This window comes from Myxococcus sp. NMCA1 (assembly GCF_026810205.1).
GTDB classification, from domain to species: domain Bacteria; phylum Myxococcota; class Myxococcia; order Myxococcales; family Myxococcaceae; genus Myxococcus; species Myxococcus xanthus_A.
This window is the reverse complement of record NZ_CP113950.1, coordinates 1294345-1308488: the sequence shown is the minus strand read 5'-3', so window position 1 is coordinate 1308488 and position 14144 is coordinate 1294345. Positions and strand designations below refer to the sequence as shown.

At 68.1% G+C, this 14144-nt stretch carries 15 protein-coding genes; 9 read left to right on the top strand and 6 right to left on the bottom strand.

Annotated features, from left to right (window positions below; translation table 11 throughout):
- On the top strand, positions 1-930 hold the full coding sequence (locus OZ403_RS05595) for a hypothetical protein (protein WP_268783645.1): 930 nt from the start codon (positions 1-3) through the stop codon (positions 928-930).
- On the opposite strand, the gene OZ403_RS05590 is transcribed toward OZ403_RS05595, so the two are convergent.
- Complete coding sequence (locus tag OZ403_RS05590) at positions 923-1771, bottom strand: aldo/keto reductase (protein ID WP_140787978.1); 849 nt, start codon at positions 1769-1771, stop codon at positions 923-925. The genes OZ403_RS05595 and OZ403_RS05590 overlap by 8 nt on opposite strands.
- 109 nt (positions 1772-1880) lie before the next feature.
- Here OZ403_RS05590 and OZ403_RS05585 point away from each other — a divergent pair, with 109 nt between their 5' ends.
- The 6 genes from OZ403_RS05585 (at position 1881) to OZ403_RS05560 (ending at position 8013) form a co-directional block, all read left to right on the top strand.
- Positions 1881-3647, top strand: a complete 1767-nt coding sequence (locus tag OZ403_RS05585; RefSeq protein ID WP_140853177.1) for an ABC transporter ATP-binding protein — start codon at positions 1881-1883, stop codon at positions 3645-3647.
- Positions 3648-3953: 306 nt separating this feature from the next.
- Positions 3954-4187: a hypothetical protein gene (locus OZ403_RS05580; protein ID WP_140787974.1), complete on the top strand. Its 234-nt coding sequence runs from the start codon at positions 3954-3956 to the stop codon at positions 4185-4187.
- 84 nt (positions 4188-4271) lie between these two features.
- The gene (locus OZ403_RS05575) at positions 4272-5912 is read left to right on the top strand and encodes a CTP synthase (protein ID WP_140787972.1); all 1641 of its coding nucleotides are present in this window, start codon (positions 4272-4274) and stop codon (positions 5910-5912) included.
- On the top strand, positions 5909-6745 hold the full coding sequence (kdsA, locus tag OZ403_RS05570; protein ID WP_140787970.1) for a 3-deoxy-8-phosphooctulonate synthase: 837 nt from the start codon (positions 5909-5911) through the stop codon (positions 6743-6745). Before OZ403_RS05575 ends, kdsA begins: the two co-directional genes overlap by 4 nt.
- Positions 6746-6776: 31 nt before the next feature.
- Positions 6777-7352, top strand: a complete 576-nt coding sequence (locus tag OZ403_RS05565) for a KdsC family phosphatase (protein WP_140787968.1) — start codon at positions 6777-6779, stop codon at positions 7350-7352.
- Positions 7353-7392: 40 nt separating this feature from the next.
- A complete protein-coding gene (locus OZ403_RS05560) occupies positions 7393-8013 on the top strand; it encodes a response regulator (protein WP_020478919.1) in 621 nt (206 codons plus the stop codon).
- A 96-nt stretch (positions 8014-8109) separates the two neighbouring features.
- On the opposite strand, the gene OZ403_RS05555 is transcribed toward OZ403_RS05560, so the two are convergent.
- Together OZ403_RS05555 and OZ403_RS05550 are read right to left on the bottom strand one after the other, a co-directional pair.
- Positions 8110-8553, bottom strand: coding sequence for an Hsp20/alpha crystallin family protein (locus OZ403_RS05555; RefSeq protein ID WP_268783644.1), 444 nt, complete (start codon positions 8551-8553; stop codon positions 8110-8112).
- Positions 8554-8763: 210 nt separating this feature from the next.
- On the bottom strand, positions 8764-8958 hold the full coding sequence (locus OZ403_RS05550; protein WP_140787963.1) for a CPXCG motif-containing cysteine-rich protein: 195 nt from the start codon (positions 8956-8958) through the stop codon (positions 8764-8766).
- Positions 8959-9018: 60 nt separating this feature from the next.
- Between OZ403_RS05550 and OZ403_RS05545 the strand changes: the two genes are divergently transcribed.
- Positions 9019-9867, top strand: a complete 849-nt coding sequence (locus OZ403_RS05545) for a general secretion pathway protein GspE (protein WP_140787961.1) — start codon at positions 9019-9021, stop codon at positions 9865-9867.
- A 21-nt stretch (positions 9868-9888) separates the two neighbouring features.
- Here the strand turns inward: OZ403_RS05545 and serB are convergent, their stop codons facing one another.
- The 3 genes from serB to OZ403_RS05530 all read right to left on the bottom strand — a co-directional run bounded on the left by serB (position 9889) and on the right by OZ403_RS05530 (position 13521).
- Positions 9889-11076, bottom strand: coding sequence for a phosphoserine phosphatase SerB (gene serB, locus OZ403_RS05540; protein WP_140787959.1), 1188 nt, complete (start codon positions 11074-11076; stop codon positions 9889-9891).
- 73 nt (positions 11077-11149) lie between these two features.
- Positions 11150-12706: a serine/threonine-protein kinase gene (locus OZ403_RS05535; RefSeq protein ID WP_268783643.1), complete on the bottom strand. Its 1557-nt coding sequence runs from the start codon at positions 12704-12706 to the stop codon at positions 11150-11152.
- Positions 12707-12771: 65 nt separating this feature from the next.
- Positions 12772-13521, bottom strand: coding sequence for a TIGR02266 family protein (locus OZ403_RS05530; protein ID WP_090485026.1), 750 nt, complete (start codon positions 13519-13521; stop codon positions 12772-12774).
- Positions 13522-13626: 105 nt separating this feature from the next.
- Here OZ403_RS05530 and OZ403_RS05525 point away from each other — a divergent pair, with 105 nt between their 5' ends.
- Positions 13627-14115, top strand: a complete 489-nt coding sequence (locus tag OZ403_RS05525) for an NADH-quinone oxidoreductase subunit NuoE family protein (protein ID WP_140787956.1) — start codon at positions 13627-13629, stop codon at positions 14113-14115.
- The last annotated feature ends 29 nt before the right edge of the window (positions 14116-14144 follow it).

Here is a 14144-nt window from a genome sequence, read left to right as displayed (position 1 = left end):
ATGGGCTTCCTCAAGAACGTGTTCGGCGGAGGCGCGGCGAAGGCGGACGCGGAGTCCCCCATCCCACCCGCCACCGGGCAGCCCTCCACCCCAGAAGCAGTCCCCCAGCCCCCCACGGCCACGGCGCCCCCCACTGTCGCCAGGGAGCCAGCGCCCCCGGAGCCGCCCCGGCCCGAAGCCGCCCCGAAACCACCCGCACCCCCGAAACCGCAGCGCGCGCAAGAGACCCGCAAGCAGCAGCAGGAGGACGAGGACATGGAGGGCGTTCAGCGGCTGTTGTCGCGCAAGGTGGAGCGGGTGCTGGAGCAGTTGGGAACGCTCGCCACGCGGGCGCGCTCGGGCGAAGAGGTGCCCACCATCACCGTCACGCTCCACCTGGCGCACGGTCATTCGATGACGGGCGAGGTGGTGGACTACGTTCCCCGCGAATCGGTGCTGATGGCCCTGGGCAAGGAAGGACTGCGCCGCTCGGAGTCGGTGGCCTACGTGGACCTGTCCACGGTGGTGGCGGTGGCGGTGGGCAACGCGGAGAAGCTGCTGGAGCTGACGCAGCTCGTGCGGCCCAACCCCACGCGGCAGGACGTGGTGACGCTGCTGGAGAAGCTGCCCCACGCCCTCACCGAGCAGTTCTGGCCGGGCGAGGCGTCCCTGGGCGGCAAGCCCCTGCGCTTCGAGGTGGACTGGGTGGGCCTGGACGACGAGCCGGGCCGCCGCGCGCTGGAGTCCGCCGTGAATGTCACCAGCCATGCCTTGCGCGCCCTGGCCCAGGAGCAGGGCCGCGAGGTCCTGCGCCGCATCACCACCGTGCGCTTCCTCAAGGGCCGCGACACCCGCGCCGCCGTGGAGGGCGAAACGGGCACGGTGACGGTGGGCCCGGGTGAGCCCACCGTGTCCGCCTTCCGCAAGGCCTTTGCCGCCGGCATCAGATGACGGGCAGCGACGCCGGCTCGGGCCCCAGCGGGAAGGCCGCGTCGAGGTGGGCCAGCTCGTCGGCGGTCAACGTCAGCGCCGCGGCGGCGGCGTTGTCGCGCGCATGGGCTTCCCGGCTCGCCTTGGGAATGGCGAACAGCGACGGCTCGCGCACCAGGAACCGGAGCGCCACCTGGTACGGCGTGACGCCGTGCGCGCGTGCAATGGCGCCCAGCACCTTCCCACCCCGGCTGTCAGGCCGGGGGAAACGGCCGTTGCCGAAGGGGCTGTAGCCCACCACCGCCACGCCGTGGGCTTCGCACCAGGGAAGGACGGCGTGTTCGATGGCGCGCTCCTCCAGGTGGTAGAGCACCTGGTTGCAGGCGATGCGCCCGGGCCCCGCGAGCGAGAGCGCCTCCTCCAGGTCCTCCACCCCGAAGTTGCTCACGCCCCAGGCGCGAATCTTTCCATCCGCCACCAGCTTCTCGAAGGCGCGCACCGTCTCCTCCAGCGGGTGCGAACCCGGCCAGTGCAGCAGGTAGCAGTCCAGGTGGTCCGTGCGCAGCCGCTTCAGGCTCCGCTCACAGGCGGCGAGCGTGCCCGCGTAGGAAGCGTTGGACGGCATCACCTTCGACACCAGGAAGACGTCGCCGCGCCGGCCCGCGATGGCCTCGGAGACGATGGACTCCTCCACCTTGCCGTGGCCGTACAGTTCAGCGGTGTCCACGTGCGTCATTCCCAGGTCCAACCCGGCGCGAAGGGCGCGAATGGCGCCTGCCCGGTCGTCTTCCTCCATCTGCCAGGTCCCCTGGCCCAGGACGGGCACGGACACCCGTGTGCTTCCAAATGGACGCTGCTCCATGGCACTCCCCCTGACTCGGCGTATGACTTGTTTCGAGAGGATTAATACCGCTTCAACGCACACGCAGGCGTCCGGTGCGCAGGTTGGAAGCTCGCGTTAGTCTCCGCCGGTGTCTTCCCCCGCGAACGATTCGAAAAGCAGTGCCTCCCCTGGCGTCACCATACGGCGCCTGCTGAAGCTGGCGCGCCCTGAACTGCTGCCACTGGCCGCGGGCACCGTCTTCCTCCTCATCAGCAGCGGAGCCACGCTGGCCTATCCCCGCGCCATTGGCGACCTGGTGGACCAGGCCCTCAACGCGCGCGACCGGTACGTGGTGGACCGGCTCGCGATGCTGATGCTCGCCGTGTTCACGGTGCAGGGCATCGCCATGGCGCTGCGCATCTACCTCTTCACCAACGCCGGCGAACGCGTGGTGTCGCGGCTGCGCAAGGACCTCTTCCGCGCCCTGCTGTCCCAGGAGGTGGGCTTCTTCGACTCGCGCCGCACGGGCGAACTCACCAGCCGGCTCTCCTCGGACACCACCGTCCTGCAGACCACCGTCACGGCCAACGTGTCCATGATGCTGCGCTACGTCGTCACGGCCCTGGGCGGTGTGGGCTTGCTGCTCTACACGTCCGTCCAGCTCACGCTGGTGATGCTGGCCGTCATCCCGCCCGTGGCCATTGGCGGCGTGTTCTACGGGCGCCGGGTCCGGGTGATTTCCCGTCAGGCCCAGGACGCGCTCGCCGCCAGCGGCGAAGTGGCTGAAGAAGACTTGTCCGGCATCCGCACCGTGCGCTCCTTCGCCGCGGAGCGGCACGAGGTGGAGCGCTACAGCGTCGCCGTGGAGCGCTCCTTCATGCTGGCGAAGAAGCGCGCGCTCCAGACCTCCGTCTTCATGGGCGTGGCCTCCATCGCGGGATATGGCTCCATCGCCGCGGTGCTCTGGTACGGCGGCCGGCTGGTGGTGGACGGCGGCCTCTCCGTGGGCGAGCTCACCTCGTTCCTTATCTACACCATGCTGGTGGCCTTCTCGTTCAGCGGCATCGCGGAGCTGTGGGCGGACTTCATGCGCGCCAGCGGCGCCGCCGAGCGCGTCTTCGAGCTGCTGGACCGCAAGCCCGCCATCGGCGCTGGCGGCGAGCAGCTGACCGACCTGCGAGGGCACGTGCAGTTCCGCGGCGTGCACTTCGCCTACCCCAGCCGTCCCGACGTGCCGGTGCTCCAGGGCCTGGACCTGGAGCTGCGGCCGGGCGAGGTGGTGGCGGTGGTGGGCCCCTCCGGCGCGGGCAAGTCCACGCTGGCCTCCCTGCTGTCGCGCTTCTACGACCCGCAGAACGGCGAGGTGCTGCTGGACGGCCATCCGCTCACCGCCCTGGAGCCGGAGTGGCTGCGCCGCAACATCGGCATGGTGGCGCAGGAGCCCCAGCTCTTCTCCTGCTCCATCGCGGACAACATCCGCTACGGCCGGCCCGGCGCCACCGACGCCCAGGTGGAGGAAGCCGCCCGCGCCGCCAACGCCCACGCGTACATCGAGCGCTTTCCGGAAGGTTACGGCACCCAGGTGGGCGAGCGAGGCGTACAGCTGTCCGGTGGCCAGAAGCAGCGTGTCGCCATTGCCCGGGCGGTGCTGAAGGACCCTCGCCTGCTCATCCTCGACGAGGCCACCAGCGCCCTGGACGCGGAGAGCGAGCACCTGGTGAAGGATGCGCTGGAGCGCCTGATGAAGGGCCGCACCACGCTCATCATCGCCCACCGCCTGTCCACCGTGGCCAACGCGGACCGGGTGCTGGTGCTCGACGGCGGCGTCGTCATCCAGAGCGGCACCCACGCCTCCCTCATGAGCCAGGAGGGCCTGTACCGGCGACTGGTGGAGCGGCAGTTTGTCGCAGCTTGAACGCCTGGAGCCCACACGGCCGCGCCACGCACCTTGCGACAGTGGCGCGCCTCCTGGCTCCCGATTAAGTCTGGGGCTCCGAAAGGAGGTGATGCCTTGAACGACAGCAACTCCAAGGCGTCTACCTCCGCTTCGCTGGCCTGAAAAGGCGCCGAGGCGGTGGCAGACGCTGGCAGTTCCGGGCCCGTTTCCCGCGAGGGGGACGGGCCTTTTTACGACTGCTCGGGAATGCCAGACCACCCCTCCTGTTCGGAGCGCGCCGGGGGGAGAGGCCGACCCAACACGTTTCATCCGGGAGTTTCCGCCGTGTCCATCACTCCATGCCCCAGCCCGCTGCCCACCGCCCTCCGGGACGAGGAGTCCGTGGACTCGCAGCGCAACCTCTTCTGCCCCAACTACGACGCCTGCCTGCACCTGGTGGTGAAGCGGGGCTGGGAGGGCTGGAGCTGCCGGAACTGCGATTTGCGCAAGTTCCGCGTGGGGCAGCCGAACGCCCAGGAGTTCGCGGTCGCCCGGCCGGGTGGTTGGGACGGCAACTGACGCCGCCCCTCGGCCCCCAGCGGGCGGCCGTCCACCGGAAACAGAATAATTGACGCATCCCTGCCTCAGTAGGCAGAACGGGACATGCGCTCCAAGAAAACCAAGTTCATCTTCGTGACGGGCGGAGTGGTCAGCTCCCTCGGCAAGGGCCTCGCCTCTGCGTCGATTGGCGCCCTGCTGGAGAACCGTGGGCTGGCCGTCACCCTCATCAAGCTGGACCCCTACATCAACGTGGACCCGGGCACGATGAGCCCGTTCCAGCACGGCGAGGTGTTCGTCACCGAGGACGGCGGTGAGACGGACATGGACCTCGGCCACTACGAGCGGTTCACCAACGCGCGGATGAGCCGGCTCAACAACTTCACGTCCGGCCGCATCTACCACGCCGTCATCATGAAGGAGCGGCGGGGCGAGTACCTGGGCAAGACGGTCCAGGTGATTCCGCACATCACCGACGAAATCAAGTCCAGCATCCGCCAGGCGGCGCAGGACGCGGACGTCGTCATCGTCGAGGTGGGTGGCACCGTGGGCGACATCGAGTCGCTGCCCTTCCTCGAGGCCATCCGGCAGATGCGCTACGACGTGGGCAGTGAGAACGTCGTCTACGTCCACCTCACGCTCTTGCCGTACATCGGCGCGGCCGGCGAGGTGAAGACCAAGCCCACGCAGCACTCGGTGATGAAGCTGCGGGAGATTGGCATCCAGCCCGACTTCCTCGTGTGCCGCACCGACCGCGAGGTGTCCCGCGAGCTGAAGGACAAGATTGCCATGTTCTGCAACGTGGACACGCGCAGCGTCTTCACGTCGCCGGACGTGCGCAGCATCTACGAGCTGCCGCTGGAGCTGCACCGCCAGGGCCTGGACGAGCGGCTCGCGGAGGTCCTCAACATCTGGAGCCGGGCGCCGCACCTGGAGCGCTGGGAGAACATCATCCGCAAGGTGTACGAGCCCGCGCGCGGTCAGGTCCGCATCGCGATTGTCGGCAAGTACGTCAACCTCACGGAGAGCTACAAGAGCCTCAACGAGGCGCTGCTGCACGGCGGCATCGCCAACGACGTGAAGGTGAACCTGCACTTCGTCGACAGCCAGGACGTCGAGGAGCAGGGCGCGGAGAAGCTGCTGGCCGGCGTGGACGCCATCCTGGTGCCCGGCGGCTTCGGCGTGCGCGGCACCGAGGGCAAGATTGCCGCCGTCCGCTACGCGCGTGAGAAGAAGGTGCCTTTCTTCGGCATCTGCCTGGGCCTGCAGATGGCCGTGGTGGAGTTCAGCCGAGGCGTGCTGGGCCTGTCCGCCGCCAACAGCCTGGAGTTCAACGAGCACACGCCGCACCCGGTGGTGACGCTCATGGAGAGCCAGGTGAAGGTGCAGGACAAGGGCGGCACCATGCGCCTGGGCAGCTATGCCTGTGCGCTGAAGCCCGGCTCGCTCGCCCACCAGCTCTACGGGCAGGACACCATCCAGGAGCGCCACCGCCACCGCTACGAAGTGAACAACGCGTACCGTAGCAAGCTGCAGGAGGCGGGGCTGGTCATCTCCGGCACCAACCCCGAGCTCAACCTGGTGGAGATGATTGAGCTCGCCGACCACCCCTACTTCATCGGCTGCCAGTTCCACCCTGAATTCAAGAGCAAGCCCTTCGCACCCCACCCCCTCTTCTCCGGCTTCATCCGCGCGGCGCTCGCCCAGCGAGACGCGAACGCGGCAGCCGGACAGGTGACCGCATGAGCACCCCCAACCCCATCGAGCTGTGTGGCTTCAAGGTCGGCCAGGGACAGAAGCTGTTCGTCATCGCCGGCCCCGACAGCATCGAGTCCGAGGACATGGCCCTGCGCCATGCCTGGATGCTGAAGGAAATCACTGGCCGGCTCGGCGTGCCGTACGCCTTCAAGTGCTCCTACGACAAGGCCAACCGCACCAGTGGCAAGTCCTTCAGAGGTCCGGGTCTCAAGGAAGGCCTGAGAATCCTGAAGAGAATCCGGGATGAAGTGGGCGTTCCCGTACTCACGGACGTCCATGAGACGAGTCACGTCGGGCCAGCCTCGGAAGTTGTGGATATCATCCAGATACCGGCCTTCCTCTGCCGGCAGACGGACCTGGTGGAAGCCGTGGCGCGTACGGGCAAGGGCGTGAACCTGAAGAAGGGGCAGTTCGTGGCGCCCAAGGACATCGTCCACTCGGCGCGCAAGGCCTTCGAAGCGGGCAACCCCAACGTGCTCGTCACCGAGCGTGGTTCGACCTTCGGCTACAACAACCTGGTGGTGGACATGCGCGGCTTCGCGCAGATGCGCGACGCCGGCCTCGCCGTGTGCTTCGACGCCACCCACTCCGTCCAGCTCCCCAGCGCCGGAAACGGTGAGACGGCGGGCGAACGGCGCTTCGTCTCATTGCTGGCCCGCTCCGCCGCGGCCGCCGGGATTGACGCGTTGTTCACGGAAGTCCACGAAGATCCGGATCGTGCCCTGTGTGACGGTCCCTGTTCGCTGAATCCACAGATGTTTGAAGACGTGGTACGAAACGTGCTGAGCATCCGCCGGGTGTTGGGACACGAGCCGGGTTGATGCGTCAGCAAACAAGGGAGTCGAGCAAGCCATGTTGACGGACGCCCCTTCCAGACCAGGAACGGAAGAGCTGACGTCCCGCGCTGCGCGCGTGCGGCTGCTCGTCTTCGACGTAGACGGGGTGCTCACCGACGGCGGCCTCTACTACGGCCAGGACGGCGAGCTGATGAAGCGCTTCGACGTCAAGGACGGCCATGCGCTCGTCATGGCCCGGCTGTCCGGGTTGCCCGCCGCCATCCTCACCGCCCGCACCTCCGGCATCGTGGAGAAGCGCGGGCGGGAGCTGGGCCTCGCGGCCGTGTTCCAAGGCCGCCGTGACAAGTCGGCCGCGCTCAAAGAGCTGGTCACCCAGTTGGACGTGCCCCTGGACGCCTGCGCCTACATGGGTGACGACCACAACGACCTGGGTCCACTTTCAATGGTGGCTCTTTCCGCTTGTCCTGCGGATGCGGTCCCCGAAGTGCGCCGCGAGGCACACTTCGTTACCCAGAGTCCTGGCGGCCGAGGGGCCGCTCGTGAACTCGTGGAGCTGTGTCTCAGGGCCAGTGGCCGCTGGGACGACGCAGTGGGTCTGATGAGAGGGACTGATAGGCGCGGTACTCAGTGAGGTTGAAGAAAACCCGTGTTCAAGGTAGGTGAATAGTTCCATGGGCAGCGGAATCATGCAGCAAGAGGGGAGTACGGCGATGACGGACCAGCTCTACACGACGCACGACATCAGTCGTTTGCTTCAGGTGGATCCGTCCACGGTGAGCAAGTGGATTGACCGTGGCATCCTGATGGCGTTCAGGACGCCGGGTGGCCACCGCCGCGTGCGGTCGGCGGACCTGCGCACGTTCCTCATCACCCACCAGATGCCGGTTCCCGAGGAGCTCGGCAGCGGCACGGTGCGCCTGCTCGCGGTGGATGACGAGCGTCCGGTGCTGGACGCCATCAAGCGCGCGTTCAAGCCGTTCGCGGCCCAGGTGGAGCTGCAGACGACGACGAGCGGCGTGGAAGCACTGCTGCTCGTGTCCGAGCAGAAGCCGCACGGCATGATCATCGACCTCAACATGCCGGACATCGACGGCCTGGAAGTCTGCCGCCGCATCCGCGCGCGCAAGCAGATGGAGGGCGTGCGGCTCATCACCATGACGTCCGCGCATACGCCCGAGGTCGTGGAGCAGTCCAAGCAGGCCGGCGCGCTGGCGTGCATGGCCAAGCCGCTGGACGTGCAGCAGGTGCTGGAGCTGTTCCGCGTTCCGCTGGCGCTCAGCGCCAAGCGGTAGGACAGGCAGGGCTTCCGCCTTGCTCGCGGAAGCCCTGGGCAGGGATTTCAGTGGGAGGCAGGTGACCTCCCTGGCCCGCGGTGTGCGCCCGCGGCTTCAGCCCTGGACCTTGACTTCGATGACGCGGGGCTTGGACTCCTCGCGCCGAGGCAGCGTCAGCGTCAGCACGCCTTGCTCGTAGCGAGCATCCACCCGGCTTGCGTCCACCGTGTCAGGCAGCGCGAAGGAGCGGGCGAGTGTCCCGAAGGCGCGTTCCTGGCGGCGCACGTTGACGCCCTCCGCGCGCGGCTCGGCCTTGCGCTCGGCCTGCACGGTGAGGATGTCCTTCTCCACCGTCACCTGGATGGCCTTCGCGTCCAGCCCGGGCATGTCCAGCTGGAGGGTGAGGCCGCTCTCGGATTCGGTGATGTCCGCGGCCAGCGTCCGCTCACGCGGAGCCTGACGCCACACGGGCTGCGTCAGCTCGCGGAAGAGCGCATCGACGTCACGCATCAGCGGGTTCACCACGACGGCGGAGTTGAACGGATTGCGAGTCTGCATGGTCGTCTCCTGTTCGTGACGTCCTCGCGGACGCACGGCATGAATGAGCCTGGGTTGTTCTGGTTCGCGGTCGCCGCGGTGCCCCCCACCGGGGCTCCAGCGCCGCCTCACAAAACTCAAGAGAACCATGCTTCGGAACGTGTCAAGCAACGCCCCGGCGCCTTCGCCGGCGCTGCGTTTCACGCCCGCCTGCCTGCCCTCCAGGCCGCCTCAGTCGTCGTCGCGGCCCAGGTGCACGGCGAAGCTCTCCTCGTCGCGGGACACCTGCACCGTCCAGGGACGGCAGCACACCGGGCAGTCCTCGATGTACGTCTCCGAGGCCACACCAATGGGGTCCACTGCGACCTCCACTTCCTCACCGCAGTAGGGGCAAAGCTCGGCGGCGGCTTCCGCGAAGGGCTGCATGGCTGGGCCTCCTCATCGCGGACTCAGCGTCCGCGCATCTAGACGGTAGAATGCCGAGCCATGGCCTCTCCTTCCCGGAATCGCATTGGCGACATCCTCGTCAAGGCACGCGTCATCGACGACTTGCAGCTGCGCAGCGCACTGGCCACCCATGACCAGTGGGGCGGACGTCTGTCGCGCATCATCGCGGACCTGGGTCTGGCCACCGATGACGTCATCACCGAGGCCATCTGCCAGGGCCTGGGAATGCAGCGCATCCAGTTGGGCAACGTCACGCGCGACGCGGGCGCGCTTTCGCGCGTGGACGTGAGCCTCGCCGAGCAGAAGGCCGTCTTCCCGGTGTCGCTCAAGGACAACGGCAAGACGCTGGTGCTGGCCATGGCGGACCCCACGGACCTCAGCACGCTGGACCAGGTGGCGGCGAAGAGCCGCGCCCGTGTGGTCGTCATGGTGGCGGGCGAGCGTGAAATCGAGCACGCCATCCTCCGCCACTACCGCGGCCAGGAGCCCGTCGTCAGCACGCGCTTTGGCGGCAACAAGCGCCCGAGCAGCTCGGACGCGCCGGAGGACGAGGACGAGTTCAAGGTCGTCGACATGAGCGGCAACACGGTGGTGAAGCGCATCGCCGACATCACCCCGCCCGCTCCCGCCGCGGCGCCTCCGCCCGCACCTCGCGCACCGGAGCGCCCCCCCGCGCCAGGCGCTGGCTCGAGCGCAGCGGACATCCTCGACGAGATTCTGGCGGGTGGCACGCCCGTCAACGAGTGGACGGACGAGGACCTCAAGCGGCTGCAGACGGTGCAGCAGAACCAGGAGAAGAGCTCCAAGATTCTGCGCGCGCTGCTCGAGCTGCTGCTGGAGAAGAACCAGCTCCAGCAGCGCGAACTGGCGGCGCGGATGCGGCTGTAGGGCGCGCCCTCCGCCAGCGCCTCAGCCTACTTCCAGCAGCTCGCGGCCGGTGAGCCCCAGCAGGTAGAGGATGCTGTCCAGGCCGCCCGCGGAGATGGACGTGTCGGCCGCGGCGCGCAGCCTGGGCTTCGCCCGGAAGGCGATGCCCAGTCCGGCGCGCTCCAGCATCAGCAAGTCGTTGGCGCCGTCTCCCACGGCGACCACCTGGTCCAGCAGGATGCCCTCCGCCTGCGCCAGCGACTCCAACAGCTCCGCCTTGCGCTGCGCGTTGACGATGCGGCCCACGGTGCGGCCGGTGAGCTTCCCATCCTGAATCTCCAACTCGTTGGAGTACGCGAAGTCGATGCCCAGCCGCGCCTTCAGCGCCTCGGCCGCCACGGAGAAGCCGCCGCTGATGACTGCGGTGCGGTAGCCCAGCCGCTTGAGCACGCGCACCAGCGTCTCCGCGCCCTCCGTCAGCGGCAGGTTCGCCGCGAGCTGATGGACCACGGACGCGTCCAGGCCCTGAAGCAACGCCACGCGCTGACGCAGCGACTCGTCGTAGTCCATCTCGCCGTGCATGGCGCGCTCGGTGATGCGCGACACCTGCTCACCCACGCCATGCGCGCGCGCCAGCTCGTCGATGACCTCGATGCGGATGAGCGTGGAGTCCATGTCCATGACGACCATCCGCTTGCCGCGCCGGAACAGGCTCTCGCGCTGCAGCGCCACGTCGAACCCGCCCGACTGCATGGACAGCTCCAGCAGCGCATGCTTGAGCGCGTCGGGAGGCTGGCCCGGCGGCAGGCTGATGTGGATGTCTACCGAGCCCAGATGCGGCTCGCTGAGGCGCGTGATTCGCTCCACGTTGGCGCCGTGCCCCGCGAGCACCTGCGTCAGCGCATGGAGCTCCCTCGCACCCAGCGCGCGGCCCACGGCGGTGACGACGTGGCGCGCGGACGCGGCGGGCGCGGCAGGTGCCTCGACCGCTTGGAAGTCCAGCGTCACACCCAGCGTCTTCGCGGCCGACAGCAGCGTCTCCAGGGTGCCGCTCGCCGGGGACAGACGCACCAGCAGGCAGAGCGTGAGGCGCCCCTGCACCACCACCTGCTCCACGTCGAGCAGCTCGGCGCCAGCTTCCGCCAGCAGGCCGGTGAGGCGCGAAACGATTCCGGGATGGTCCTTCCCGGTGACGGTGATGAGCACGCTTTCGGACGGGGGCGAAGTCATGGCGCCACGGAGTGTGGCAGCCCCCAACGTGCGCGGCGAGCCCCGAGTGCGCCGGGGCCCGGCCGCTCGTCCGTCACTCCTTCGGCGTGTCCGAGGAGATGACGAGGTCGCCCTTGGCGAGGAACTCCTTGTCCGGGAACGCCTTGTAGAAGTCCTCCAGCATGGCGTCCACGTCCGGGTAGCGCTGCTCGCGCTTGTCCTGGGTGGCCTTGTCGAAGAGCTGGTCCAGACCGCTGGGGGCCTCCGGGTTGACCTCGGAGGGCAGCGGCGAGCGGCGGCCCGGAATCTGCCCGGTGAGCATCTCGTAGAGCAGGATGCCCAGCGCGTAGACGTCCGCGGAGGCGCCCGGCTCCTTGCCGCCCCGGTTCATCAACTCCGGCGCCATATAGGCCATGCCGCCCGTGCCGACGAAGACCTGGGGCATGCCCTTGGTGGCATCCACCTCCACCACGCGGCCCAGGCCGAAGTCGGCCAGCTTCGCGTTGCCGTACGTGTCGAAGAGCACGTTCTCCGGCTTGATGTTGTGGTGCGTGAGGCCCGCGGCGTGCGAGGCCCGCAGGCCGTAGGCCATCTGCAGGAAGGCGCGCAGCGCGAAGGGCACCGGCACGCCGTTGCCGCCACCTGCGTCCAGCCGCTCACGCAGGCTGCCCTGCATCAGCTCCAGCACGAAGTACGGCCGGGCGGCGTCCACGTTCTGGTCCACCACCTGGACCACGCCCGGGTGGCGCACCTGCGCCTGGGCGCACAGCTCCTTCTTCAGGCGCTTGAGCACCTCGCCCCGCTGCAGGAAGGAGAAGTAGCCGAAGATGTCCTTCAGCTCCTTGAGGCAGATGTCCAGGCCCAGCGCGGTGACGCGCCCCTTGAAGACGGTGCCCAGCGGCCCGGTGCCGATGGGGTCGAATTTCTGGTAGCGCAGGTCCAGCTCGGCGCCCTTCGGAGCGGGAGCGGCGGGCGCTGCTGCGGCGGCGGTGGAAGTGGGGGGAGGAGACATGGGGGCGGCGGCAGGCGCGGGAGGGGTGGGGGATGGCGCGTGGGTGTTCGACGCGGTGAAGGGCCCCTGGACGATGACGGTGGCCTCGCGGCGGGGCTCGGCGGCCATCGGCGGCGGCATGGGGATGGCCGCGGACGGCGTGCCCAAATCCAACGCGGGCATGGCCGAGCGCGAGCTGCGCACCGGCGGCATGGGCGGCGGCGGCGCGGGCGGGCCGGAGGGCAGGGGCGTCGCGCCGTCGACCTCGGCCTCGTCCAGCAGCAGCTCCGGCGGGGGCGGAGGGACCATCAGCGGCTCGTCCCCACCGGCGCCCTCCAGGGGCGCGTCCGCGGCGGCGGCCAGCTGCTCGGCGAAGAACTCACCGACCTCCAGGGAGAAGCGCTCGTTCAGCTCCCCACCCGCCACCTGCTCACCCTGCTCGGTGAGCTTGAGCTGGGCCTCGCGGTCCATGGCGATGTAGTGGAACTTGCGCAGGAAGAAGAAGTAGTTGTCGAACTCGAGCGACACGGACGGCTCGAGTGCGGCCTTCACGTCTGCCAGCTTGTTCGAGCGTCCAAGACGGCCGTTCTCCCTCAGGTTCCGGAGGATGAACAGCGCCTCGCCACTGACGGTGTCGCGATTGAGGGCGGGCTTCTGCATGGGGATGGGACTCTATGCCGTCCCCACGCCGTGGCTCAACGGATGACTGGCGGTAAAACGCGCCCCTACTTGATGCGCAAGAGCTGCTTCACTGTCTCCAGGACTTCCACGAAACGCACCGGCTTGCGCAGGTAGATGTCCACGCCCAGCTGCATGGCGCGGTCCTGCGCCTCCTTGCCGCCGGCGGAGATGGCGATGATGGGGATGGTGCGCAGCGCTTCTTCCTCCCGCATGCGCTCCACCAGGGCGAAGCCGTCCATCACCGGCATGTAGAGGTCCGTCATCACCAGGTTGAAGCGGTCCTCGCGCAGCATCAGCAGCGCGTGGTGCCCATCCGGCGCGAAGTGGACCTCCAGGGGGACCTTTCCGTGCAGCTCGCCGCTGGCCAGCTTCTTCAGCACGTAGCTGTACATCTCGATGATGTGCGGGTTGTCCTCGACGATGAGCACACGATACCCCTCGTGCTCTGCGTGGGACGCGTGGCTGTCTGCTCCTGCCGCACTCAAGATGTCACCCAGTTTCCGCCGGTCCTGCTCGCGCTCCACGCGAACGCCGACGCCCGCGGGCTGATCGGGGCCCGCTGGCCGCATCCAGGCCACGGTTCCGCTGACTTCTACCGGATCCAGAAGGCCCGGGAAAGAAAGTGCGAGCCGGACCTCGTCCCCCATGACGAAGGCCTGGTCCGTCTGGACGAACAGGCCCTCGTGGGACAGGTTCTCCGTCACGTCGCGGGCCTGGCGCCCGTCCGTGTAGTCCACTCTCAGCACAGCCGGGACGCGGGGGTGCTGGCGCTTGTCCTCTGGACCCGGGTTCATAACAAGGGCTTGAAATCGCTCGGTAATTTGCTGATGGCAACCCAGTGTAGCTTCGAGGGTTTATGTTGACAACGTAGCCATTGGGGCAATACGTACCGGCCCGCCATGGCGGAGCCCCTGTTCACCTCTGAAGAGCAGAAGAAGTTCGACGCGGGAATCGCGGAGATCATCTCCCACTACCCTCTGGATCGGAAAAGCGCGGGCATGCTCCCGGCGCTGCGCCTGCTCCAGGAAATCAAGGGATGGCTGCCCCCGGAAGGGTTGCGGCTGGTGGCGAAGCATCTGGAGGTCACTCCCGAGCGGGCCATGGAAGTGGCCAGCTTCTACGTGATGTACCACCTCAAGAAGCCGGGCAAGTACGTCATCGACGTCTGCACGAACCTGTCCTGCTCACTGTGGGGCGCGGAGAAGATGCTCGCCTACCTGGAGGAGAAACTGGGCCTCAAGGCAGGTGAAGCCAACGAGAAGTTCACCTTGCGAGAGACCGAGTGCCTGGCCTCGTGCGGTACTGCGCCCTGCCTGCAGATCAACGAGGATCACCACGAGAGCCTGACCCAGGCGAAGCTGGATGCCATCCTCGCCAAGTTGAGCTGAACCTCCCCCACCCTTCTTAGGCTTAGGAC